This window comes from Pseudoalteromonas undina, assembly GCF_000238275.3.
Taxonomy (GTDB): domain Bacteria; phylum Pseudomonadota; class Gammaproteobacteria; order Enterobacterales; family Alteromonadaceae; genus Pseudoalteromonas; species Pseudoalteromonas undina.
On the sequence record NZ_AHCF03000002.1, the window covers coordinates 104087 to 129058 of the forward strand.

A 24972-nucleotide genomic window follows, 5' to 3' on the forward strand; every position below is an offset into this window, starting at 1 on the left:
AAGGTTAAGCTATGATGCTTATATAGTTTAAGGTTTTTAAAATTTCATGGGCATAAAATGACAAATAATACTCAAAACGCCATGCTAGTTGTTAGTTTAATGGATTTAACCAGTTTAAACACCGATGATAATCAAGCTAGTATTAATGCATTAGTAAACAGTATTGATCCTAAGTTAGGCATACCCGCTGCAGTTTGTGTGTTTAGTGAATTTGTAGATGATGCAAAAATAGCGCTCGCTAATCGGTTATTGAGTCATGTAAAAGTGGCCACAGTAACCAACTTTCCCACAGGTGAGGCGCCACTTAATGAAGTGCTTAATGAAACGCTAATAGCCATAGAGCGCGGGGCCGATGAAATTGACTTAGTCATTCCTTACAAAGCACTTATAAAAGGCGAAGCCGATACCGTGCTGAAATACGTGAGTGAAAGTAAAAAAGCATGTGGTAGTCGCGCTAAACTTAAAGTGATTATTGAAAGCGGTGAGCTAAAAGCACCTGCACTTATTGCTCAAGCAACCGAGCTTGCTATTCAAGGGGGAGCTGATTTTGTAAAAACCAGCACCGGTAAAGTCGCGGTTAATGCCACGCTTGAAGCAACTGAAATTATGCTTAATACCATCAAAAAGTCATCAAAACCAGTTGGCTTTAAGGCCGCAGGCGGTGTGAAAACGACAGGTGATGCCAATGCTTATTTGCAGCTAACAACTGAGATTATGGGGCATGAATATTTAGCACCAGAGACATTTAGGTTTGGCGCTTCCTCGCTGTTAAATGACGTTTATAAGGTATTGCATGAAGCGCAGCAGTGATGCCGAAAAACAACAGTTAGAGCACGATGCAGCTAAGTTGTTTTTGCGTTGCTATGAGCAGCAAACCGGCATTCATATGCGCCACATTTGGCATAATGAACCGAATAGACCCGATGTAAGTTGTTATCAAGAAAATGAGCAACTCGATATAGAAGTAGCGCATTTATATGCCAGCGAAACCGAAGCAATGGCCGTGTTAGGTCGGCCATTATCGATACAAATGCAACGTGATTTAGCTGACATGGCACAACAACCCAGTGAAAACCGACTGCAATCAGCATTAGGACGATTGCTCAAACAAAAAGCGACTAAGCGTTATTACTCAAAACGTACCTGGTTGCTAATTCGTAACGCTAGCACTATTTGGCATAAGAGCGACTTTGAAGCGGCAATAAAAACAATAGTTTTTCCAAATACCCATCAATTTGAGCAAATATGGTTACTGTGTGATTTTTATCGCGGTGAGTTATTACGAGTAGATTAAAAGCGACTAGGAGATAGCCGCTTTTTTATTTAAATTGAATTGTGTTGCTTAGTTAAATTGAAACATGCTGCCTAAGCTTTCAAGCCCTGATTTTTGAGTTTTTGTTAAACATTTTGTGTCATCTAAAGATTTCTTTGTTGTTTCATCGGCAAGACCTGTTACTTTTAAGCTCTTTTCTTGTTGATATTCGCGCAGTGCTAATACAGTTTGACGGTCGTATTTTACGTCTTCAGTCTCAAATTCTTCATAATTAGGTTGGTTTTTTAAATAGCCTAAGCAAACCAAGTTCATACGAGACATTGCTAAGTCCATTTTTTCATAATGTGGCATTCTATGATTCGGCACATCGACAGCGACAGCAGCAGGTGCTACTTTTTTACTAGCTACCTTTGGCGGTGGTGGTGCTGTATAGCCTGCAGCAAGCGTGTTGTTTTGGTTATAGCGATAATAGGTGTCTGGGATTTTAGTTTCTAAAAACTCAACGGCTTTAATTATTACTTCACGTAGTGCTTTTTCTTTTGGTGTATCTGACCAACCACTAAGACTCCCTCCAACCAATGCGCCACCAAAGTTTGTTGCTGCGCTGGTAAAGTTAAAATCTTTACTACCGCCTTCAACACTAGTTGCAGCTAAAATACGTGAAGTGCGCGTATCAATTAACCTTAGGTCAATAGCCATATGCGATCCAGAAAAGCCAGCAGAAACAGAGCTAAACACATCACCAATAAAACCGCCCGAACCAACACTTGCACCTGAACTGTCATCATCAAACTCGGTAACCGCTGCAACGACTACAATCTCAGCGCCTTCAATTTCGCCATAGGCAGCCCCAGATTGTGCACTCACTCTGCCTGATACTGCTAAATCTTGCTCCGAAAGCACAGCGTCTAGTGCTTGGCGCTCCAATACAATAAAGCGATTAGTGCCAACAAGTGCGGTGGTAAGTTGATCTGCCATACCTTCACCAATTTCTTTTCGCCACCATCTTGAGTTATTTGACTTATCAGTGAAACGTGCCACGGCGATACGTGCTTTAGGGCCATTGTATTTTTGTTTACTTACTTCATTAATGTCAGGTGAATTTTTATTTGAAGTGACATTGGTTGAAGTGCTTTGACATGCGCTTAAGCTCGTTATTAATGCTGTGGCAAGTAGCGTTTTTTGTATTGATGAGAGCATAGTATTTTCCTTAATTTATCTGCTTAATTACATTTGTAGTTATTTTTTTAGCAATGGCTAATTAAGGTTAATTTAAATAAATCAGTAGCTTAAAAATAGTACTCAGGCGAAAGCTTTGAGTACAGATGCGAAGCTAATGACTTTTACATGTTTGTGCTTCTCTATATTGTTTAGGTGTCACTGTATATTTGGCTTTAAAGCAACGAGCAAAGTAACTTTGAGAACTAAAGCCGGTGTTATCTGCAACTAAACCTATGGTTAAGTCGCTATCAGCTAATAATTTTGCTGCATATTCTAGACGGGTATTGCGAATGTAATCACTGGGTGTAACGTCAAAAAGAGCTTTCATTTTTAATTGTAGTGCGCGAGGGCTCAAACACATTGCGCTGGCAAACTCTTCGACGCTAAACAGTTCATTTTGATAATTTTCGCGCAAGATTGTTTTTAAGCGTTCTGTAAATGTGTAATCTTTATTTTGCTCTATTTGCGCATCTAAGGTTACAGCATGTACTTGAGCTGATAACTGTTTAACTAAGTGTTTATTTAACGCATCACGAATACCTAATAAGCCATGAATCCGACTCTTTAATAATGATGCTTCAAAGGGTTTACACAGGTAGTCATCGGCCAGTAAATCAAGCCCTCTTATACGGCTATTACTGTCTGCTTTGGCAGAGAGTAATAAAACAGGAATATGGTTTATCGAAATGTCTGAGCGAATAGCGCTTAGAAGTTGATATCCATCCATCGTTGGCATCATCACGTCACTGAGCACCACATCGGGCATTTGAGTTTGGCACAGCAAAAACCCTTCTTCTCCATTATTAGCGCTCAGACAGGTATAGTCATTACTAAACAGTGAAACCAGTAACTCACGCATTTCCACGTTATCTTCAACAATGAGTAGTTTTTTGTTGTTTTTTAGCGGCATAGTTTGAGAGGACGATAATTGTTTATCCGTTAATAAGTTATCTGATTCACACAATGGCAAAGTGACTGTGAAGCAACTTCCCTTGTTGATTTTACTAACTAATGAAATTTGCCCACCGTATTGCTCTACAAGCTGCTTAACCAGCGCGAGACCTATACCACTGCCTGTTTGGTTGTGTGCTGCAACACGAGTAAAACGTTCAAAAATAAGCGCTTGCTGGTGTTCTTCGATACCAATACCAGTATCAGATACCGTTATAACAACATTATTGTTTGTGTTAGAAAGCGTTAGATTAACGCTTTCATTTGATGGGGTGTATTTAAGTGCATTGGTCAATAAGTTATCAATAATAGATAAAGCATGTTTAGTTTCTAAATTTATATAATTAGGCTGTTGCGTGGTGTCTTTAAAGGAAAAACTAATATTTTTTTGAGCAAACAAAATAGCGAAGTCGTCTACTATTTGTTCTATAAAAGGGCTTATAGAATAAGCGGATACATATTCTATAGTCGCACTTGGGCGCTGGCTGAGCTGTAATAGCTCATTAATTAAATTAAGTAGGCGGAGCCCGTTACGCTTGATTATAGAAACTTGATGTTGCGCTTGAGCACCGAGTTGTTGCTGTTGTAAGCTTTCTACTGGCGCTAAAATTAAGCTTAATGGCGTTTTAAGTTCATGGCTAATATTATCTAAAAATTGGGTCTTTAGTTGATTGAGCTTTCTTTCTTGTTGAATAAGTTGCTCTGCGGTTTTAGCTCGATAGCGTGACGCTAAAATTAACCATGTAATAATCAAAACTATTATAAGGTATGCCGCATACGCCAATTTCGTTTGCCACCAAGGAGGCGTTACTGTCAGCTTTAGCATATTGTGAACCTTGCTCCATTGCCCGTATTGATCGCTAACTTTTAATTGTAATTGATAATTACCTGCACTTAGCTGTGAATAGTTAACTTGTCGTTGGCTTGCATCTGTATAGATAAATTGCTTATCTAAACCACTTAGCTTGTAAGCATACTGGTATTGATTAGCAGATGAGGCATTATTAACGGCGGAATATTTAAAGCCAATGACCCCTTGGCTAGTTGGAAAAGAGAGTTTTTTAGTATGATTTATTAGTTTTGCTGGCTGTTTTTGATCTGTTAGATAGTTTTTTGTTGAACTTGCTTGGTTATAAATTAATAGCTCAGTTAACACTGGGGTTGGAGCTGAAGTACTCAATAGCAGTTTACTAGGGTAAAACTGATTAAAACCATTGATTCCGCCAAAAAATAGCTCGCCATCAGCTGCTTGAAAAGCGGCACCTAAAATAAACGAATTATGCTGCACGCCGTCACGAGGTAAAAAATGCTGCATAGCTTGATTCGTGGGATTATAGCGAGTGAGCCCTTGGTTACTGCTTAGCCATAAGTGGCCTTTACTATCATCTTTAATAGCAAAAATATTATCGTTTAGTAATCCATCATGTTCGGTAATGTAAGTGATCTTTTGTGTTTTTTTATCAAGGCGGTTTAAACCACCAAAGGTACCAACCCATAAAGTATCGTTATTTTGCAGGTGCAAAGAAGTGACCATATTATGGCTTAAACCAGTTTTCGGTTCGTTATTTGCGGGGTAATGGGTAAATGATTCATCGGCCATGCTTAGATAATTTAAACCTGCACGCGTCCCGACCCACAATCCGTTTGTATTTTGATCAAAAAGCAGAGTAAATACGGTATTGTTAGCAAGACTATTAGTTGAATCGTCGTGCTTGTAATGTTGAACCTCTAAAGTGTCGGGATTAAAGCGTGTTAAACCTTGGTTACTACCTAGCCATAAATTTCCTTTAGAATCGCTCGTTATCGCATAAACTCGATCGCTACTAAGCTGATGGCTTTGCATTGTATAGGCAATAAAATTATCTTCAGCTGGATTGTATTGCAGTAACCCACCGCCATAGGTACCAATCCAAAGTCGCTGTTGGTTATCTTCATGCAGGCTAAATACATTATTATTAGTAAGGCCGCTTTGCAATTTTGAGTTAACTTTATAGCGCTTAAAGCCAGTGTCGGTTTGTTTGTTTAAGCCATCACGCGTACCAACCCATAACCGACCTTGTGAATCTTTAAGTAGAGCGCGAACAAAATTATGACTAATAGTAGTCTCATCATCGCTCAAATGCTGTTGATGCGAAAATTGATTTTGCTTTTTATTATAACGTTGCAAGCCATAGCCATCAGTACCAATCCAAATGATACCGAACTGGTCTTGATAGACTGACAAAAGGTAATCATTAGCAAGCCCATTTAGTTGCTGTTTATTGTGCGGTATGTGCTCAAAGTTATTTTTAGATGTACTTTGCTCTGTTTTGTAAAATAAACCTTTTCCATAACTTGTAAGCCACAAGGTATCGGTGTCGTCAATTAATATATCGGTGATCCATATATCTGTAAATTGAGTAAACTCCGCAAAAGCCTCTGTTGTTGGAATAAATAGGCTAAGGCCTTGTTTGCTTGCTAGTAATAGCTGCCCTTGTGTATTTAAGTGTAACCGCCATAAATTCTTATGGCTCTTTGCTATGTGTTTAAACGTTTTTAGCTCTGGGTTAAATTTAATTAATCCCTCGTTGGTCGCTAACCAGATATTCTGTTGAGCATCTATTACGATATCTTGTATTACGGTATTAGCTTGCTCGGGGCTATTATAGCTAAATGACTCAACTTCATTATTGACTATATTTAATCGTGTTAACTTTCCATGTTCATGGCCTAACCAAATATTATTTAGGTTATCTGACGCCAGTGACCATATACGGTTATCAGTAATCGCCAACTCAGTTTGCGTATTAAAAACCTTAAATTGACCGGTTTGAGTATCAAGTAAGTTTAAACCATTACTGGCTGTAGAAAACCAGATAGCATGAGGGCCGCCAGCAAGGCAATCGGTGACCCAGTTTCCTGAAATGCTAGCCTCAGTAGGGTGAGACTTGAAGCGTTTAAACTCATAACCATCAAAGCGATTAAGACCGCCTTGTGTGGCAAACCAATTAAACCCTTGCTCATCAGTGATGCTGCATGTAATCGAGTTTTGCGATAATCCTTGCTCACTCGAATATGTATCTAAGTGAATAGGGCGGGCAATAAGCATGCTATGAAACAAGCAAAAAATACTTAAAATGAGGGTTTTGAATAGGGTTTGAAGTAAAGGCACTGGCTTCCTTGTGCGAACAGTATTCCTAAAATTGAAACAATCATAAACTGCTTTTTTAATAATGTTAAGTTTGATTTTTACAGCCGTCAGTGAGATTTTAAGTTATGGGTATCTTTTTACTCTTGTGTTAATGAATTGCGTAAGTATAATAGGCATCCACTTTGCAGGGGCGTAGTTCCAATTGGTAGAACAGCGGTCTCCAAAACCGACGGTTGGGAGTTCGAATCTCTCCGCCCCTGCCAATTTTTTACAAAGTGAGTAAAGTCTAGAACTAAAAATCGGTTTAAGTAAGCTTGTTTTTAAGTTTAGATTTTAATGGATTAACCCTGTCGACGTGCAGGGTTGTTGTGTCTGTAGTTAAGGTAATAATATTATGAGCACGAATATAGAAACACCATCGAGTGGGATGGAGTCAGTAAAGTGGTTAGTAGCAATTGCGCTACTTGCAGGCGCAGTCGTTGGTAACCATATGTTTGCAGATCAGTCTGTATTACTACGTGCTATTGGCGTTGTGGTTGCGATAGCTGCGGGTTTAGCTATTGCTTCGCAAACTTTAAAGGGACGTACATTCCTTGCTTTTGCAAAAGAAGCGCGTATCGAAGTACGCAAGGTAGTTTGGCCGACGCGTCAAGAAACAACGCACACGACATTAATTGTAATGGTTGCAACAGTGATTATGGCATTAATCCTTTGGGGATTAGATGGCATTTTATTCCGCGCTGTAGGCTTTTTAACTGGATTGGAGATCTGATCCCATGTCGGATGAGAATAACGAAAAGAAACTACGTTGGTACGTAGTACAGGCTTTCTCAGGTTATGAGAAGCGTGTTGCTCAAACATTATTAGAGCATATTAAAATCAAAGGTCTAGAAGATAGCTTTGGTGAAGTATTAGTTCCTACTGAAGAAGTCGTAGAGATGCGTGCTGGTCAAAAGCGTAAATCTGAGCGTAAATTCTTCCCAGGTTACGTACTAGTACAAATGGATATGAATGATGCAAGCTGGCACTTAGTAAATAGCACTGAACGTGTTATGGGCTTTATTGGTGGCACATCAGACCGTCCAGCACCTATTAGCACCAAAGAAGCTGATCGTATTCTTAACCGTCTACAAGAGAACGCAGAAGCGCCTAAACCAGCAACATTATTTGAGCCGGGTGAAGTGGTTCGTGTTACTGATGGTCCATTTGCAGACTTTAGTGGTGTGGTTGAAGAAGTTGACTACGAAAAGAGCCGCGTTAAAGTGTCGGTACTTATTTTTGGTCGTTCTACGCCAGTTGAACTTGAATTTGGTCAAGTTGAACAAGATAAGTAATTGATTTAAAGCGTCGCGTTAAAAACTTTTAAATTTTTGGCACGAAGCTTGAAAAAGGCCGCTGATTAACTTATAATCAGCGGCCTTTTTGTATTCAGGGAAAACGTTTGTTTAACTGTTTACTAAAAAGTGAGAAACCAATTTTTAAACTGGGAAGCCGCTAGAGTACGCGTCCTCGCGCGCACAAGGCTAAGACCCACCTAATGAGGTATTTATAATGGCTAAGAAAGTTGAAGCTCTAATCAAGCTACAAGTTGCTGCTGGTATGGCTAACCCTAGTCCTCCAGTAGGTCCAGCACTAGGTCAACACGGTGTAAACATCATGGAATTCTGTAAAGCGTTCAACGCACGTACAGAATCTATCGAAAAAGGCGCTCCAGTTCCTGTAGTGATCTCTGTTTACGGCGACCGTTCATTTACGTTCGACATGAAAACGCCACCGGCTGCTTACTTACTTAAGAAAGCTGCAGGTATCAAATCTGGTTCAGGCCGTCCTAACACTGAAAAAGTAGGCACAGTAACTCGTGCTCAACTTGAAGAAATCGTTGAGACAAAGAAACCAGACCTTACAGCTTCTGATTTAGAAGCTGCGGTTCGCACTATCGCAGGTTCTGCGCGTGCGATGGGCTTGAACGTAGAGGACTAAGATAATGGCTAAATTAACTAAACGTATGCGTACTATCCGCGAAAAAGTGGAAGTAACTAAAGATTACGAAATTAACGAAGCAGTTGCTCTTTTAAAAGAACTAGCGACAGCTAAATTCGTAGAAAGTGTTGACGTTGCTGTTAACCTTGGTATCGATGCTCGTAAATCTGATCAAAACGTTCGTGGTGCTACTGTACTACCTAACGGTACTGGTCGTGACGTTCGTGTTGCTGTATTCACTCAAGGCGCTAATGCAGAAGCTGCAAAAGAAGCCGGTGCTGAATTAGTAGGCATGGAAGATCTTGCTGACCTAGTTAAGAAAGGCGAGATGAATTTTGACGTTGTTGTTGCATCACCAGACGCTATGCGTGTTGTTGGTCAACTAGGTCAAATCTTAGGCCCACGTGGTCTAATGCCAAACCCTAAAACTGGTACTGTAACACCTAACGTTGCAGAAGCAGTTAAAAATGCGAAAGCAGGTCAAGTGCGTTACCGCAATGACAAAAATGGTATCATCCATACTACTATTGGTAAGGTTGATTTCACTGCTGAGCAGTTACAACAAAACCTTGAAGCTCTAATTGTTGCGCTTAAGAAGGCTAAACCTTCTCAAGCTAAAGGTGTTTACTTGAAGAAAGTAACTATCTCTACAACAATGGGCGCAGGTGTTTCTGTTGACCAAGGCACTTTAAGCACAGTTGTTGCTTAATTGAGTGTTTACATGGCGTGAAATTTGTACTATAATTTTGCGCCATTTTGCTGATTAATTTAGTTAATCGCAAAGTAAAGAATTCGGGTTGAAGTCCATAATTTCGAAGCGCCTTCGGGCAACGCGATAAATTGGGCTTCCGTCCAAGACCGTAGGCGGCTTCGGCCTTAATATTACCTACGTAGACGGTGTGAATCCCCAGATAGATTTTTCCTAATCTTCTGGCTCTCGCCGTAAAAAGCATCTCCACCTTTATTGGTGGGGAAGAGTAAAACAGGGAAGCCGATGTACGGTAACCCATTAAACCAGGAGTAACACCCATGGCTTTAAATCTTCAAGGCAAAAAGGCAATTGTTGCTGAAGTCAACGAAGCAGCCACTGGTGCTCTATCTGCAGTAGTTGCAGATTCTCGTGGTGTAACAGTTGGTGCAATCACTGCCCTTCGTAAAGAAGCTCGCGAAGCGGGTGTTTGGATGAAAGTTGTCCGTAACACTCTAGCTAAACGTGCTCTTGAAGGAACAGACTTTGAATGCCTATCTGATTCATTTGTTGGTCCAAGCTTAATCGCTTTCTCATCAGAGCACCCAGGTGCTGCTGCGCGTATCTTTTCAGACTTCGCGAAAAAGAATGAGAAATTTGAGCTTAAAACGGCCGCTTTTGAAGGTAATGTAGTAGATGCAGCTATGCTTGCAACTCTACCTACATACGACGAAGCTGTTGCACGCTTAATGAGCGCTATGAAAGAAGCGTCTGCTGGTAAATTGTGTAAAACAATTGAAGCAGTACGTGTACAGAAAGAAGAGCAAGCTGCTTAATTTTAAGCTGTTTAATCCCTTTCGGTGTAAATTTATTTGGACCTTAGAGTCCGTTAATTATTAGGAAATTTGTAATGTCTGTAACTAAAGACCAAATCCTTGACGCAATTGCTGAAATGTCAGTAATGGACGTTGTTGCTCTAGTTGAAGCAATGGAAGAAAAATTCGGCGTAACTGCTGCAGCTGCTATGGTAGCAGGTCCTGCTGCTGAAGCTGCTGAAGAGAAAACAGAATTTGACGTAATCCTTACTGGCGCTGGCGCTAATAAAGTTGCGGCAATCAAAGCTGTACGTGGCGCAACTGGTCTTGGCTTAAAAGAAGCTAAAGCTCTAGTTGAAGCTGCTCCAACTCCAGTTAAAGAAGGTATCTCTAAGGAAGAAGCTGAAGCTCTTGCTAAAGACCTTACAGAAGCTGGTGCTGAAGTTGAGGTTAAGTAATCTAGCTTTTGCTAGGTTCGCTGCCTGAGAAATCAGGCAAGGGCTGGTGATTATTTAATCACCGGCCTTTTTGCGCTATAGAGCGACTATTCTTATAGCGCAAATAAAATCTGATTTATTCTTTAATTTCAACGCTTTATAGTTTGCTAGTGTTGAGGTGGGATTAAGTTGGAACAACAGTTAATGTTGTACATCTTGGCATAGATGCCAGTTAAGTCTGTTCTTACAAGAACAGGTCGGGTCAAAGATCAGCAAGCTGAGGAACCCCATGGCTTACTCTTATTCTGAAAAGAAACGTATCCGTAAGGATTTTGGTAAACGTCCACAAGTTTTGGATATACCTTTCTTACTGTCGACGCAGTTAGAATCGTTTAAAAAATTCTTAGTCCCGGACGCTGATGGCGATCATGGTTTGGAAGCTGCCTTCCGTTCTGTGTTCCCAATTAAAAGCTACTCGGGAAATTCTGAGCTTCAATACGTAAGTTATCGTATTGGTGAGCCAGTATTCGATGTAAAAGAATGTCAAATTCGCGGTGTGACTTATTCTGCTCCACTTCGCGTGAAACTGCGTCTTGTAGTAATGGACAAAGAAGCTCCAGGCACAGTTAAAGACATTAAAGAGCAAGAAGTTTACATGGGCGAAATTCCGCTCATGACCGATACCGGTACTTTTGTAATCAATGGTACAGAGCGTGTTATCGTTTCTCAGCTACACCGTAGCCCTGGTGTATTCTTTGATAACGACCGCGGTAAAACTCACTCGTCAGGTAAAGTGCTTTATAACGCACGTGTAATTCCTTACCGTGGTTCATGGTTAGACTTCGAATTTGATGCAAAAGATAACTTATATGTACGTATTGACCGTCGTCGTAAATTACCGGCGTCTATCATCCTACGTGCACTTGAGTACACGAGTGAAGAAATCCTAGATATCTTCTTCGATACTACTGCGTTTGAAATCGCTGACGGTAAAGTTCTTATGGAACTTGTGCCTTCACGTTTACGTGGTGAAACTGCCGCTTTTGATATCAAGAGCGAAGACGGTGAAGTCCTTGTTGAAAGCGGTCGTCGTGTTACGGCTCGCCACATCAAGAGCATCGAGAAAAAAGGCATTAAGCAATTAGAAGTACCACATGAGTACATCATTGGCCGTGTATTAGCGAAGAACTATGTTGATGAGTCAACAGGTGAAATCATTGCTACTGCAAATGACGAGCTAACGCTTGAAATGATGGCTGAATTGGTTAAAGCCGGTCACACGACCATTGATACACTATACATCAATGAAGTGGACAGCGGCGCTTACATGTCAAATACGTTGAATATTGACTCGTCAAGCAACCGTTTAGAAGCACTAGTAGAAATTTATCGCATGATGCGCCCAGGCGAGCCACCGACGAAAGACGCGGCTGAAGCCTTATTTGAGAACTTATTCTTCTCAGAAGAACGCTATGACTTATCAACAGTAGGTCGTATGAAGTTCAATAGCCGTGTTGGTTACGATTCAGACACAGGCCCTGGCACATTAAGCAAAGAAGACATCGTAGCGGTTATGAAAGTATTGATTGCTATTCGTAACGGTGTTGGCGATGTTGATGATATAGACCACTTAGGCAACCGTCGTATACGTAGTGTTGGCGAAATGGCTGAGAATCAATTCCGTGTAGGTTTAGTACGTGTAGAACGTGCTGTACGTGAGCGTTTAAGCTTAGGTGACCTTGATGCGGTAATGCCACAAGATCTTATTAACGCTAAGCCTATTTCGGCAGCGGTTAAAGAGTTCTTCGGCTCGTCTCAGTTATCACAGTTTATGGACCAAAATAACCCGCTATCAGAAGTAACGCATAAGCGTCGTATTTCTGCATTAGGTCCGGGCGGTCTAACTCGTGAACGCGCTGGCTTTGAAGTACGTGACGTTCACGTAACTCACTACGGTCGCGTATGTCCAATCGAGACTCCTGAGGGTCCAAACATCGGTCTAATTAACTCATTGTCTACGTATGCACGTACCAATGACTACGGTTTCTTAGAAACACCTTACCGCAAAGTGGTAGACGGTGTAGTAACTGATGAAGTTGATTACCTATCAGCCATTGAGGAAGGTCAGTTTGTTATCGCACAGGCGAACTCAAACTTAACTGAAACCAATGAGTTTGTAGATGAACTTATTCCATGTCGTCACAAAGGTGAATCAACCTTTATGGGTCGCATGGACCAGCAATATATGGATGTATCACCACAACAGGTGATCTCTGTAGCGGCAGCACTTATCCCGTTCCTAGAACACGATGATGCTAACCGTGCATTGATGGGTTCAAACATGCAACGTCAAGCAGTACCAACATTGAAAGCGGACAAACCGTTAGTAGGTACAGGTATTGAGTTAACACTAGCAAAAGATTCTGGTGTAACGATTGTTGCTAAACGTGGTGGTGAAGTAATGTATGCCGACGCAAGTCGCATCGTTGTTAATGTACATGAAGAAGAGCGCATCCCTGGTGAAGCGGGCATCGACATCTACAACTTAACCAAGTACACACGTTCTAACCAAAATACATGTATTAACCAAAAGCCGACTTGTATGGTTGGTGAACCGGTTACTCGTGGCGATGTGTTAGCAGATGGTCCTTCGACTGACTTAGGTGACTTAGCCCTTGGTCAAAACCTTCGCGTGGCATTCATGCCATGGAACGGTTACAACTTCGAGGATTCAATCTTACTATCAGAGCGCGTAGTTGAAGAAGATCGTCTAACGACTATCCACATTCAAGAACTACAGTGTATCGCCCGTGATACTAAATTAGGCTCAGAAGAGATCACAGCAGATATCCCGAACGTGGGTGAATCTGCACTAGGCAAGCTTGATGAATCAGGCGTTGTATATATTGGTGCTGAAGTTAAAGGCGGCGATATCCTAGTAGGTAAAGTGACTCCGAAAGGCGAAACGCAATTAACACCAGAAGAGAAGCTACTACGTGCTATCTTCGGTGAAAAAGCGTCTGACGTTAAAGACAGCTCTTTACGTGTACCTAACTCTGTAACTGGTACTGTAATCGACGTACAAGTTTTCACCCGTGATGGTGTTGAAAAAGATAAGCGTGCGTTAGAAGTTGAAGACATGCAGCTTCGCGAAGCGAAGAAAGACTTCAACGAAGAGTTCCGTATTCTAGAAGCTGGTGTTTTAGAGCGTGCTCGCAAGTTACTTGTGGCAGCTGGCTTCGATGAAGACAACTTAGCGTCACTGAATGCTGAAAAGTTACTAACTCAAAGCCTTGCTGAAGAAGACAAGCAAGCTGAACTTGAGCAACTAGCTGCACAGTACGATGAGCTTAAAGCTGAATACGATAAGAAGTTTGAAAACAAACGTCGTAAAATTACTCAAGGTGATGACTTAGCGCCAGGTGTACTTAAAATTGTTAAAGTATACTTAGCTGTTAAACGTCGTATCCAACCGGGTGATAAAATGGCGGGTCGTCACGGTAACAAAGGTGTTATCTCGACTATCGTACCAGTAGAAGATATGCCATACGATGACAAAGGTCGTACGGTAGATATCGTACTAAATCCACTAGGTGTACCATCGCGAATGAACATCGGTCAGATCCTTGAAACACATATGGGTCTAGCTGCACGCGGTATTGGTGAGCGCTTAGAAGAAATGATGAAAGAGCAACGCGAGCTTCATGAGCTACGTGAATTCATCAAACAAGCTTATGAGATCGGTGAATCTCGTCAGGTTGTGGATATCGCTAGTTTCTCTGATGACGAAATTCGTCGTTTAGCTGAAAACTTGAAAGGTGGTTTACCGATTGCTACTCCTGCATTTGATGGCGCGAAAGAAGACGAAATCAAAGACATGCTAGAGCTAGGCGGCTACCCTAGAAGTGGTCAGGTTACACTTTATGATGGCCGTACTGGCGATCAGTTTGAACGTCAAGTAACAGTAGGTTACATGTACATGCTTAAACTTAACCACTTGGTTGATGATAAGATGCACGCGCGTTCTACTGGTTCTTACAGCCTTGTTACTCAGCAGCCGCTGGGTGGTAAAGCACAGTTCGGTGGCCAGCGTTTTGGTGAGATGGAAGTATGGGCACTTGAAGCTTACGGTGCTGCTTACACTCTACAAGAAATGCTAACAGTGAAATCGGATGACGTGAACGGTCGTACTAAGATGTATAAAAACATCGTTGATGGTAACCATAAAATGGAACCAGGTATGCCAGAATCGTTCAACGTATTGTTGAAAGAAATCCGCTCACTGGGTATCAACATCGAGTTGGAAGAAAATTAAGCCAATTAGATGCTGCAGTGAACGCTGCAGCATCTGTTATGGCTGAATAGAATGTAGGGACGAGAACATCCGTCCTCAAGATTAACTCCGACAGGAGAGCTAAGGTGAAAGACTTACTTAAGTTTCTGAAGCAACAAAATAAGACCGAAGAATTCGATGCAATTCGCATTGGTCTTGCTTCACCAGACATGGTTCGTTCATGGTCATACGGTGAAGTAAAGAAACCTGAGACTATTAACTACCGTACTTTCAAGCCTGAGCGCGATGGCTTATTCTGTGCCCGTATTTTCGGCCCAGTGAAAGATTATGAGTGTTTATGTGGTAAATATAAACGCCTTAAACACCGTGGTGTGATCTGTGAAAAGTGTGGCGTTGAAGTAACACTCACTAAAGTGCGTCGTGACCGTATGGGTCATATAGAGCTGGCAAGTCCAGTTGCGCATATATGGTTTTTAAAATCATTACCGTCACGTATCGGCTTAATGCTTGATATGACGCTTCGTGATATTGAACGTGTTCTTTACTTCGAATCATTCGTAGTAACTGAACCTGGTATGACAACGCTTGAGCGTGGTCAGCTATTAGGTGAAGAAGAATACCTAGATGCACTTGAAGAGCACGGCGATGAGTTTGAAGCGAAGATGGGTGCTGAAGCAGTATTAGACTTGCTTCGTGAACTCGATCTTGCTCAATTAATTGCAGAGATGCGTGAAGAGTTACCAACAATTAACTCTGAAACTAAGCGTAAAAAGATCACTAAACGTCTTAAGTTAATGGAATCGTTCCACCAATCAGGTAATAATCCTGAGTGGATGATCATGACAGTACTTCCAGTATTGCCACCTGACTTACGTCCATTAGTACCACTAGACGGTGGCCGCTTTGCGACATCTGATCTAAATGATCTTTACCGTCGTGTTATTAACCGTAATAACCGTCTTAAGCGTCTACTAGATTTAGCTGCACCAGATATTATCGTACGCAACGAAAAACGTATGTTACAAGAAGCGGTTGATGCGCTACTTGATAACGGTCGTCGTGGTCGTGCAATTACAGGTTCTAACAAACGTCCACTTAAATCGCTTGCTGATATGATCAAAGGTAAGCAAGGTCGTTTCCGTCAGAACTTACTTGGTAAGCGTGTAGATTACTCTGGCCGTTCTGTAATCACGGTTGGTCCTACACTTAAGCTTCATCAGTGTGGTCTTCCTAAGAAGATGGCACTTGAGTTATTCAAACCATTCATCTATGGCAAATTAGAACGTCGCGGCATGGCTACGACAATCAAAGCAGCTAAAAAGATGGTTGAGCGTGAAGTAGCGGAAGTATGGGATGTACTAGACGAAGTAATTCGTGAACATCCAGTATTACTTAACCGTGCACCAACACTTCACCGTTTGGGTATCCAAGCGTTTGAACCTGTGCTTATCGAAGGTAAAGCGATTCATTTGCATCCATTAGTATGTGCGGCTTACAACGCCGACTTCGATGGTGACCAAATGGCGGTACACGTACCGCTAACAATTGAAGCGCAGCTAGAAGCTCGTGCGTTAATGATGTCTACAAACAACATCTTATCGCCTGCTAATGGTGAGCCAATCATCGTTCCTTCACAGGACGTTGTATTGGGTCTTTATTACATGACGCGTGACCGCATTAACGCCAAAGGCGAAGGCACCGTATTTAAAGATCCTAAAGAAGCAGAAAAAGCATACCGCAGTGGTAATGCCGACCTTCACGCAAAAGTGAAAGTACGTATTAGCCAATCAGTAGCTAATGAAGATGGTGTTGTAGAAGATTCAATTACTATCATTGATACTACAGTGGGTCGTGCAATTCTGTCTCTTATTTTACCTAAAGGCATGCCGTTTGAGTCAATCAACCAAGCTCTAGGTAAAAAGCAAATTTCTAGCTTATTAAATGAGTGTTACCGTCGTCTTGGTCTGAAAGATACAGTAGTTTTTGCTGACCAAGTAATGTACACCGGTTTCCACTACGCAATGAAGTCAGGCGTTTCAATTGGTATCGATGACTTAGTTATCCCACCAGTTAAAGCGTCAATCATTGAAGCAGCAGAAGCTGAAGTAACTGAAATCAACCAACAATTCCAATCAGGTCTTGTAACGGCTGGTGAAAAGTACAACAAAGTTATCGATATCTGGTCACGTGTAAATGAAAACCTATCACGTGAAATGATGGCTAACTTGTCAAAAGACACCGTAGTGAATGCGCAAGGTGAAGAAGAAGAGCAACCGTCATTTAACTCAGTGTTTATGATGGCCGACTCAGGTGCTCGTGGTAGTGCCGCTCAGATCCGTCAGCTAGCAGGTATGCGTGGTCTAATGGCACGTCCAGATGGTTCAATCATCGAGACGCCAATCACGGCTAACTTCCGTGAAGGTCTAAACGTACTTCAGTACTTCATCTCAACGCACGGTGCGCGTAAAGGTCTTGCCGATACAGCACTGAAAACAGCGAACTCGGGTTACCTAACGCGTCGTCTAGTAGACGTTGCACAAGATTTGGTAATCAATGAAGACGATTGTGGCACAGAAGATGGCTTAACAATGAAACCGCTTATTGAAGGTGGTGACGTTGTAGAAGCACTTCGCGAACGTGTATTAGGTCGTGTTGTTGCTGAAGATGTTGTAATTCCAGGTACTAATACAGTACTTGTAGAACGTAATATCATGCTTGACGAAAAACTGTGTGACCTTTTAGAAGAGCACTCAGTTGATGAAGTTCGTGTACGTTCAGTTATCACCTGTGATAACGACTTTGGTGTTTGTGCTAAGTGTTATGGTCGTGACCTAGCACGTGGTCATATCATCAACGCGGGTGAATCAGTGGGTGTTATCGCGGCACAATCAATCGGTGAGCCGGGTACACAGCTTACGATGCGTACATTCCACATCGGTGGTGCGGCATCAAGAGCGTCTGCTGAAAATAATGTACAAGTTAAAACTAACGGTACATTAAAACTTCACAACGCTAAGTATGTATTAAATACAGACGGTAAGATTGTTATTACCTCACGCTCTACCGAAATCACTATCATTGATAGCTATGGTCGTGAGAAAGAGCGTTATAAAGTACCTTACGGTGCGGTATTAACAGTGCAAGACAATGCAGAAGTTCAAGGTAACGACATTGTTGCTACTTGGGACCCGCATAGTCACCCAATCGTTCTTGAGCATAAATCAAAAGTATCGTTCAGCGATATCGATGATTCAAATACTGAAGCACAGACTGACGAACTAACGGGTTTAACTCGTGTAGTTGTTAAAGATCTTGCTAAAGCGAATGCGAAAGAGCCGAAACTTATCATTGAAAGTGATGAGCGTGGCTTGCAAGAAACGCGTCTTCCTTCATTCACTACGATTGAAGTAACAGACGGCGCGACTGCAAACCCAGGTGACGTATTAGCACGTATTCCGCAAGAAGGTTCGAAAACTCGTGATATCACGGGTGGTCTACCACGCGTAGCCGACTTATTTGAAGCGCGTAAGCCGAAAGATCCAGCTATCTTAGCTGAAATCACCGGTACGATTAGCTTCGGTAAAGAGACTAAAGGTAAGAAACGTTTAGTTATTACTCCAGCTGAAGGCGATCATTACGAAGAAATGATTCCTAAGTGGCGTCAACTTAACGTGTTTGAAGGTGAGCAAGTGTCTAAAGGTGAAGTTATCGCCGATGGTCCAGAGTCACCGCATGACATCTTACGCCTACGTGGTGTGACACATGTTGCTAACTACATTGTTAACGAAGTGCAAGAGGTTTACCGTTTGCAGGGCGTTAAGATCAATGATAAGCACATTGAAACTATTATTCGTCAAATGCTACGTAAATGTATCATTCTAGACGGTGGTGATACTGAGTTCTTAGCCGGTGAGCAAATTGAAGTGGCACGCGTTAATATCGCAAACCGCGACCTTGAAGCTCAAGGTAAGATCCCAGCTAAGTTTGAAATCCAGTTAATGGGTATCACTAAAGCATCACTAGCGACAGAATCTTTCATCTCAGCAGCCTCGTTCCAGGAGACAACTCGTGTCCTAACAGAAGCCGCTGTAAATGGTAAGAGCGATGAGTTACGCGGTCTGAAAGAAAACGTAATTGTGGGTCGATTGATCCCAGCCGGTACCGGTTTTGCGTATCATCAAGATCGTATGGCTCGTCGTAAGCAAAAAGACGTTGTTGAAGAGCAAACGGTAAGTGCAGAAGAGGCGACTCAAGCACTGACTGATGCCTTAAACGCGGATTTATCTGGAAATCAATAAACCGAATCTAATCAATAGATTAGAGTTTAGCAAGGTAGTTATCTACTGCCTTGCGAGCGGTTTAGGTTGACAGGTCAATCTTTGCTCATTAAAATTCCGCCACCCATTTACTTGCACGTTTAATACATGCTCGTAAAACAAGGGCGGATTTTTTATTTTTTTCAGTAGTAATTTTAATTTCAGGAGCTATTTAAATGGCAACTATTAACCAGCTAGTGCGTAAGCCACGTCGTAGCAAGGTTACTAAAAGTAACTCAGCTGCGCTTAAAGCGTGTCCGCAAAAGCGTGGTGTATGTACTCGCGTATATACAACTACACCTAAGAAACCAAACTCGGCGTTACGTAAAGTAGCTCGTGTACGTTTAACTAACGGTTTCGAAGTAACTTCATACATCGGTGGTGAAGGTCATAACCTTCAAGAGCACAGTGTAATCCTAATCCGTGGTGGTCGTGTTAAAGATTTACCAGGTGTGCGTTTCCACACTGTACGTGGTGCACTTGACTGTGCAGGCGTAAGCGACCGTCGTCAAGCTCGTTCTAAATACGGTGCAAAACGCCCTAAAGGCTAATTGTATTCCGTTAGTAAGGCCAAGCACTAAATATTATTAATTATTGTTTTGGGTTATTGTTCCAAAAGGACAAACCTGAATAAACCGGAGATACAAAATGCCTAGAAGACGCGTAATAGGTCAACGTAAAATTCTTCCAGATCCTAAGTTCGGATCGGAACTTCTTGCAAAATTCGTTAACATCGTAATGTTAGACGGCAAGAAATCTACTGCTGAAAAAATCGTTTATGGTGCGCTAGACGTGGCTGCTGAGAAATCAGGCAAGTCGCACCTAGAAATCTTTGAAACTGCACTTGATAACATCCGTCCACAGGTAGAGGTTAAATCTCGCCGTGTTGGTGGTTCAACTTATCAAGTACCAGTTGAAGTACGTCCAGTACGTCGCAACGCATTAGGTATGCGTTGGTTAGTAGACGCTGCACGTAAGCGTGGCGAAAAATCTATGGGCTTACGTTTAGCTCAAGAAATCGTTGACGCTGCTGATAACAAAGGCACTGCGGTTAAGAAACGTGAAGACGTTCACCGTATGGCTGAAGCGAATAAAGCATTCGCTCATTACCGTTGGTAATCTGTCCTTAACCTTTAAGAGGATTTTATGGCACGTACAACTCCACTTGAGCGTTACCGCAATATCGGTATTTGTGCTCACGTAGATGCAGGCAAAACCACCACAACAGAACGTGTTCTGTTCTACACAGGTCTTTCTCATAAGATCGGTGAAGTGCATGATGGCGCTGCAACTATGGATTGGATGGAGCAGGAACAAGAGCGTGGTATCACAATCACTTCTGCTGCAACAACGTGTTTCTGGAAAGGGATGGACGCTCAATTTGACGACCATCGCATCAATATTATTGATACCCCAGGGCACGTAGATTTCACTATCGAAGTAGAGCGTTCTTTACGTGTACTAGATGGTGCGGTAGTTGTTCTTTGTGCTTCATCGGGTGTACAGCCGCAAACTGAGACAGTTTGGCGTCAAGCGAACAAGTACGAAGTTCCGAGAATGATCTTCGTAAATAAAATGGATCGCACGGGCGCTGACTTCTTAACGGTTGTAAGCCAGGTGAAATCTCGTCTTGGAGCAACGCCTGTTCCAGTCCAGCTGCCTATTGGCGCTGAAGACGACTTTAAAGGTGTTATTGACCTTATTAAAATGAAAGCCATTAACTGGAATGATAAAGACCAGGGTATGACTTTCTCTTATGAGGCAATACCGGCAGAACTTCAGGAACTAGCCGAAGAATGGCGCTCTCACTTAGTTGAAAGCGCTGCTGAAGCTACTGAAGAACTAATGGATAAATACTTAGAAGGTGAAGAGTTAAGCGAAGCAGAAATTAAAAATGCTTTGCGTCAACGCACATTAGCGAACGAAATTGTTCCCATGACGTGTGGTAGTGCATTTAAAAACAAAGGTGTTCAAGCTGTGCTTGATTGCGTTGTTGAATATATGCCATCACCAACACAAGTGAAACAAATCCAAGGTATCTTAGAAAATGGTACTGAGGAAGAGCGTCCTGCTGATGATAAAGCGCCGTTTGCTGCTCTTGCATTCAAGATTGCAACAGACCCGTTTGTTGGCACTTTAACCTTTTTCCGTGTTTACTCTGGTACTGTTAAACAGGGTGACGCGGTATATAACCCAGTAAAAAGTAAGCGTGAGCGTCTTGGTCGTATCGTTCAGATGCATTCAAACTCACGTGAAGAGATCAAAGAAGTCCACGCAGGCGACATCGCGGCGGCTATTGGTCTCAAAGACGTAACAACAGGTGAAACACTGTGTGATCCGAACTCTATTATTACGCTTGAGCGTATGGAGTTCCCAGAACCAGTTATCTCTGTTGCGGTTGAGCCTCGCACAATCGCTGACCAGGATAAAATGGGTATCGCGCTAGGAAAACTAGCTGCAGAAGATCCATCTTTCCGCGTACAAACTGACGAAGAATCAGGCCAGACTATTATCTCTGGCATGGGTGAACTTCACCTTGATATCATTGTCGACCGTATGAAACGTGAATTCAGTGTTGAATGTAACGTTGGTAAGCCGCAGGTTGCATACCGAGAAGCTATTCGTTCAACTGTTGAAGTTGAAGGAAAGTTTGTACGTCAATCAGGTGGTCGTGGTCAATATGGTCACGTCTGGCTTAAACTTGAACCGATGGATATTTCGGATGATGAAGCCCCAATTTACGAGTTCGTAAACGAAACCGTAGGTGGCTCAGTGCCGAAAGAATACATCCCTGCGGTAGACAAAGGTATCCAAGAGCAAATGGCTCAAGGTGTACTGGCAGGCTACCCATTACTTGGTGTTAAAGCGACTTTATATGATGGTTCATTCCATGATGTAGATTCGAATGAAATGGCATTTAAAATAGCAGGTTCACTGGCTATGAGACAAGGTGCGCTAGATGCAAACCCTGCACTTTTAGAACCAGTAATGAAGGTTGAAGTACTCACTCCTGAAGCAAACATGGGTGATGTAGTTGGCGACCTAAACCGTCGTCGCGGCATGATCGAAGGCATGGAAGATGCACTTGGTGGCCTTAAGCAAATTAATGCTGTGGTACCACTATCTGAAATGTTCGGTTATGCGACTGCTTTACGATCTGCAACACAGGGCCGTGCCTCATACTCTATGGAGTTTTTGAAGTACGCTGAAGCCTCTAAGCAGGTTGCAGATACAATAATTTCAGCTCGCGCTGTTATATGATTTTAGCTTGTCTGGCTCAATACTGAGTCAGGCTTTAATTTCTTTATTAGGAATTTTTTAAGATGGCAAAAGAAAAGTTTGAACGCGTAAAACCGCACGTAAACGTTGGTACAATCGGCCACGTTGACCACGGTAAAACTACACTAACTGCAGCAATCACTAACGTACTTGCAAAAGTATACGGCGGTGTTGCTAAAGATTTCGCATCAATCGATAACGCTCCAGAAGAGCGCGAGCGTGGTATCACAATCTCAACTTCACACGTTGAGTACGATACACCTACTCGTCACTACGCACACGTAGATTGTCCTGGTCACGCCGATTATGTTAAAAACATGATCACTGGTGCTGCTCAAATGGACGGCGCTATCTTAGTAGTTGCTGCGACTGATGGCCCTATGCCACAAACTCGTGAGCACATCCTACTTTCTCGCCAAGTTGGCGTTCCTTACATCGTTGTGTTCATGAACAAATGTGACATGGTTGATGATGAAGAGCTACTTGAGCTAGTAGAAATGGAAGTTCGTGAACTTCTTTCTGAATACGACTTCCCAGGTGATGACTTACCACTAATTCAAGGTTCTGCACTTAAAGCACTTGAAGGCGAAGAGCAATGGGAAGCTAAAATCGTAGAGCTTGCAGAAGCACTAGATTCTTACATTCCAGAGCCAGAGCGTGACATCGATAAGCCATTCATCATGCCTATCGAAGACGTTTTCTCAATCCAAGGTCGTGGTACTGTTGTAACTGGCCGTGTTGAAGCTGGTATCATCAACGTGAATGACGAAGTTGAAATCGTTGGTATCAAAGAGACGACTAAGTCTACTTGTACTGGTGTTGAGATGTTCCGTAAGCTTCTTGACGAAGGTCGTGCTGGTGAGAACATTGGTGCACTTCTACGTGGTACTAAGCGTGAAGACGTTGAACGTGGTCAAGTACTAGCTAAGCCTGGTTCAATCAACCCACACACAACATTCACTTCAGAAGTATACGTACTTTCTAAAGATGAAGGTGGTCGTCATACTCCATTCTTCAAAGGTTACCGTCCACAGTTCTACTTCCGTACAACTGACGTAACAGGTGACGTACAGTTACCAGAAGGCGTAGAAATGGTAATGCCTGGTGATAACGTTAAGATGACAGTAACTCTAATCGCGCCAATCGCGATGGACGAAGGTCTTCGTTTCGCTATCCGTGAAGGTGGCCGTACTGTTGGTGCTGGTGTTGTTGCAACTATCGTTGAGTAATCAACTGTTGTAATGCGTTAAGCATTAAAAAAACCCGAGCTTAGCCTCGGGTTTTTTAATGCCTGTAATTTATGTAATGTGAAGGTGGCTCTCTTACCTTAGGCATCGGTGCTTTGTTGCAATTATCGTTGAGTAATCAACTGTTGTAATGCATTAAGCATTAAAAAAACCCGAGCTTAGTCTCGGGTTTTTTAATGCTTGAAGAAAAGTGATTAGCTATCAGCTTTTAGCTGCTCGGTGCTAGTGTCAGCTAAGTAGCCTGAGTTAGTATCAACCCCGAGTAGAAGCCAGCGTTTTAAGAACCTCTGAATATCTATAATTTTATGTTTGAGCGGTGTTTTTTTATAGGAGGGAATATGACTATACGCTAAAACTCAGTAAAGGCATGTCTATTCATTGAATAGCTATCGACTCATACAGACTATTAGCCTAAGCTAAAAATAGCTTAAATTTACAACAGGAAATGGGCGATGAATAATAAAAATAATTATCCGCAAGGTATATTTTGCTGGGCTGAACTGTGTACTCATAATTGGAAAGATGGAAAAGCTTTTTATACCTCGTTGTTTGAATGGGGGAATGACGACCAGCCAATTGGCGAAGATGAATATTACACAATGCTTCAAAAGCAAGGTGACGATATTGCTGCCATGTACCAAATGCCTAAAGAGCAAGTGGACGATTCCACACCTAGCTACTGGCTTACCTATATTGCAGTAGATGATGTTGATACATGTGCAATTAAGGCGCAAAAGCTAGGCGCGCAAATTATAGCAGGCCCTCACAATGTTATGAATGCAGGGCGGATGTTAATGCTTAAAGACCCAACCGGCGCCATAGTGGCGTTATGGCAAGGTAAAGAGCACATAGGATGTCAGCGCCCTTGTGAGCTCGGCACGCCTTATTGGCACGAAATGGCAACGCGTGATAGCGAAGCGAGCCGTCACTTTTACTGCGAATTACTAGGTTGGCAAAGTGAAATAAAGCCTATGGAAGGTATGGATTACACCTTGTTCTTAGTTGCAGGTAAGCCTGTAGCGGGCATGCTACAAATGAATAATGAGTGGCCAGAAGACGTGCCTCCCCATTGGATGATTTACTTTGCCGTGGATAACTGCGATAGCTATGTAAACAAAGCGGCGATCCTTGGAGGGCAAGTGTGCGTACCTGCTACAGATATCCCTGATGTAGGGCGTTTTAGTGTTATTTGCGATCCTCAAGGGGCTGTTTTTTCTATGATTGAATCGGCAATGGATGATATTAAAGCTTAGTAATTAGCAATGCTTAGGATTAATTTTAGGCTTTAGTATGGTTATTTAGTCGCAGTAATTATGTGCTTTTTTGCTATAATGGCGGTAA

The 24972-nt window shown here is 42.2% G+C and carries 17 protein-coding genes and 1 tRNA gene; 16 read left to right on the forward strand and 2 right to left on the reverse strand.

Annotation, left to right across the window (positions count from 1 at the left end):
- Nucleotides 1-57: 57 nt before the first annotated feature.
- Both deoC and PUND_RS01140 read left to right on the forward strand, forming a co-directional pair.
- Entirely contained in the window at nucleotides 58-810 is a 753-nt protein-coding gene (deoC, locus tag PUND_RS01135; protein ID WP_010392109.1) for a deoxyribose-phosphate aldolase, read from the forward strand.
- Entirely contained in the window at nucleotides 794-1294 is a 501-nt protein-coding gene (locus PUND_RS01140; RefSeq protein WP_010392111.1) for a hypothetical protein, read from the forward strand. Before deoC ends, PUND_RS01140 begins: the two co-directional genes overlap by 17 nt.
- A gap of 48 nt (nucleotides 1295-1342) precedes the next feature.
- On the opposite strand, the gene PUND_RS01145 is transcribed toward PUND_RS01140, so the two are convergent.
- Nucleotides 1343-2473 carry a CsgG/HfaB family protein gene (locus tag PUND_RS01145; RefSeq protein WP_010392112.1) on the reverse strand — a complete coding sequence of 377 codons (1131 nt, stop codon included), beginning with the start codon at nucleotides 2471-2473 and terminating at the stop codon, nucleotides 1343-1345.
- A gap of 133 nt (nucleotides 2474-2606) precedes the next feature.
- Nucleotides 2607-6596 carry a hybrid sensor histidine kinase/response regulator transcription factor gene (locus PUND_RS01150; RefSeq protein WP_010392115.1) on the reverse strand — a complete coding sequence of 1330 codons (3990 nt, stop codon included), beginning with the start codon at nucleotides 6594-6596 and terminating at the stop codon, nucleotides 2607-2609.
- A gap of 165 nt (nucleotides 6597-6761) precedes the next feature.
- On the opposite strand from PUND_RS01150, the gene PUND_RS01155 reads away from it, so the two are divergent.
- The 14 genes from PUND_RS01155 (at nucleotide 6762) to PUND_RS01220 (ending at nucleotide 24884) form a co-directional block, all read left to right on the forward strand.
- Nucleotides 6762-6838 (forward strand) — tRNA-Trp (locus PUND_RS01155).
- A 131-nt stretch (nucleotides 6839-6969) separates the two neighbouring features.
- Nucleotides 6970-7347: a preprotein translocase subunit SecE gene (gene secE, locus PUND_RS01160; protein ID WP_010392118.1), complete on the forward strand. Its 378-nt coding sequence runs from the start codon at nucleotides 6970-6972 to the stop codon at nucleotides 7345-7347.
- A gap of 4 nt (nucleotides 7348-7351) precedes the next feature.
- Nucleotides 7352-7909, forward strand: coding sequence for a transcription termination/antitermination protein NusG (nusG, locus tag PUND_RS01165; RefSeq protein WP_008108460.1), 558 nt, complete (start codon nucleotides 7352-7354; stop codon nucleotides 7907-7909).
- Between the two features lie 217 nt (nucleotides 7910-8126).
- Nucleotides 8127-8555 (forward strand): 50S ribosomal protein L11, encoded by a 429-nt coding sequence (rplK, locus tag PUND_RS01170; RefSeq protein WP_008108462.1) that lies wholly within the window; start codon nucleotides 8127-8129, stop codon nucleotides 8553-8555.
- A gap of 4 nt (nucleotides 8556-8559) precedes the next feature.
- On the forward strand, nucleotides 8560-9264 hold the full coding sequence (gene rplA, locus PUND_RS01175) for a 50S ribosomal protein L1 (RefSeq protein WP_010392122.1): 705 nt from the start codon (nucleotides 8560-8562) through the stop codon (nucleotides 9262-9264).
- Between the two features lie 320 nt (nucleotides 9265-9584).
- A complete protein-coding gene (gene rplJ, locus PUND_RS01180; protein WP_008108464.1) occupies nucleotides 9585-10079 on the forward strand; it encodes a 50S ribosomal protein L10 in 495 nt (164 codons plus the stop codon).
- Nucleotides 10080-10153: 74 nt separating this feature from the next.
- Entirely contained in the window at nucleotides 10154-10516 is a 363-nt protein-coding gene (rplL, locus tag PUND_RS01185; RefSeq protein ID WP_008108465.1) for a 50S ribosomal protein L7/L12, read from the forward strand.
- A gap of 268 nt (nucleotides 10517-10784) precedes the next feature.
- Complete coding sequence (rpoB, locus tag PUND_RS01190; RefSeq protein ID WP_010392125.1) at nucleotides 10785-14810, forward strand: DNA-directed RNA polymerase subunit beta; 4026 nt, start codon at nucleotides 10785-10787, stop codon at nucleotides 14808-14810.
- 104 nt (nucleotides 14811-14914) lie between these two features.
- A complete protein-coding gene (gene rpoC / locus PUND_RS01195) occupies nucleotides 14915-19087 on the forward strand; it encodes a DNA-directed RNA polymerase subunit beta' (RefSeq protein WP_010392126.1) in 4173 nt (1390 codons plus the stop codon).
- Nucleotides 19088-19281: 194 nt separating this feature from the next.
- Nucleotides 19282-19656, forward strand: a complete 375-nt coding sequence (gene rpsL / locus PUND_RS01200; RefSeq protein ID WP_002958885.1) for a 30S ribosomal protein S12 — start codon at nucleotides 19282-19284, stop codon at nucleotides 19654-19656.
- A gap of 97 nt (nucleotides 19657-19753) precedes the next feature.
- Entirely contained in the window at nucleotides 19754-20224 is a 471-nt protein-coding gene (gene rpsG / locus PUND_RS01205) for a 30S ribosomal protein S7 (protein ID WP_010392135.1), read from the forward strand.
- Nucleotides 20225-20251: 27 nt separating this feature from the next.
- Nucleotides 20252-22366 carry an elongation factor G gene (gene fusA, locus PUND_RS01210; protein ID WP_010392137.1) on the forward strand — a complete coding sequence of 705 codons (2115 nt, stop codon included), beginning with the start codon at nucleotides 20252-20254 and terminating at the stop codon, nucleotides 22364-22366.
- A 62-nt stretch (nucleotides 22367-22428) separates the two neighbouring features.
- A complete protein-coding gene (gene tuf / locus PUND_RS01215; RefSeq protein ID WP_109875886.1) occupies nucleotides 22429-23613 on the forward strand; it encodes an elongation factor Tu in 1185 nt (394 codons plus the stop codon).
- Nucleotides 23614-24083: 470 nt separating this feature from the next.
- On the forward strand, nucleotides 24084-24884 hold the full coding sequence (locus PUND_RS01220) for a VOC family protein (protein ID WP_010390335.1): 801 nt from the start codon (nucleotides 24084-24086) through the stop codon (nucleotides 24882-24884).
- The last annotated feature ends 88 nt before the right edge of the window (nucleotides 24885-24972 follow it).

Bases quoted from the DNA above. Each gene is read 5' to 3' on its own strand.
- secE (WP_010392118.1), top strand. From the start codon at position 6,970: ATGAGCACGAATATAGAAACACCATCGAGTGGGATGGAGTCAGTAAAG.
- rpsL (WP_002958885.1), top strand. From the start codon at position 19,282: ATGGCAACTATTAACCAGCTAGTGCGTAAGCCACGTCGTAGCAAGGTT.
- deoC (WP_010392109.1), top strand. From the start codon at position 58: ATGACAAATAATACTCAAAACGCCATGCTAGTTGTTAGTTTAATGGAT.
- rplA (WP_010392122.1), top strand. From the start codon at position 8,560: ATGGCTAAATTAACTAAACGTATGCGTACTATCCGCGAAAAAGTGGAA.
- rpoB (WP_010392125.1), top strand. From the start codon at position 10,785: ATGGCTTACTCTTATTCTGAAAAGAAACGTATCCGTAAGGATTTTGGT.
- nusG (WP_008108460.1), top strand. From the start codon at position 7,352: ATGTCGGATGAGAATAACGAAAAGAAACTACGTTGGTACGTAGTACAG.
- fusA (WP_010392137.1), top strand. From the start codon at position 20,252: ATGGCACGTACAACTCCACTTGAGCGTTACCGCAATATCGGTATTTGT.
- rplL (WP_008108465.1), top strand. From the start codon at position 10,154: ATGTCTGTAACTAAAGACCAAATCCTTGACGCAATTGCTGAAATGTCA.
- PUND_RS01220 (WP_010390335.1), top strand. From the start codon at position 24,084: ATGAATAATAAAAATAATTATCCGCAAGGTATATTTTGCTGGGCTGAA.
- rplJ (WP_008108464.1), top strand. From the start codon at position 9,585: ATGGCTTTAAATCTTCAAGGCAAAAAGGCAATTGTTGCTGAAGTCAAC.
- rplK (WP_008108462.1), top strand. From the start codon at position 8,127: ATGGCTAAGAAAGTTGAAGCTCTAATCAAGCTACAAGTTGCTGCTGGT.
- tuf (WP_109875886.1), top strand. From the start codon at position 22,429: ATGGCAAAAGAAAAGTTTGAACGCGTAAAACCGCACGTAAACGTTGGT.
- PUND_RS01140 (WP_010392111.1), top strand. From the start codon at position 794: ATGAAGCGCAGCAGTGATGCCGAAAAACAACAGTTAGAGCACGATGCA.
- rpsG (WP_010392135.1), top strand. From the start codon at position 19,754: ATGCCTAGAAGACGCGTAATAGGTCAACGTAAAATTCTTCCAGATCCT.
- PUND_RS01145 (WP_010392112.1), bottom strand. From the start codon at position 2,473: ATGCTCTCATCAATACAAAAAACGCTACTTGCCACAGCATTAATAACG.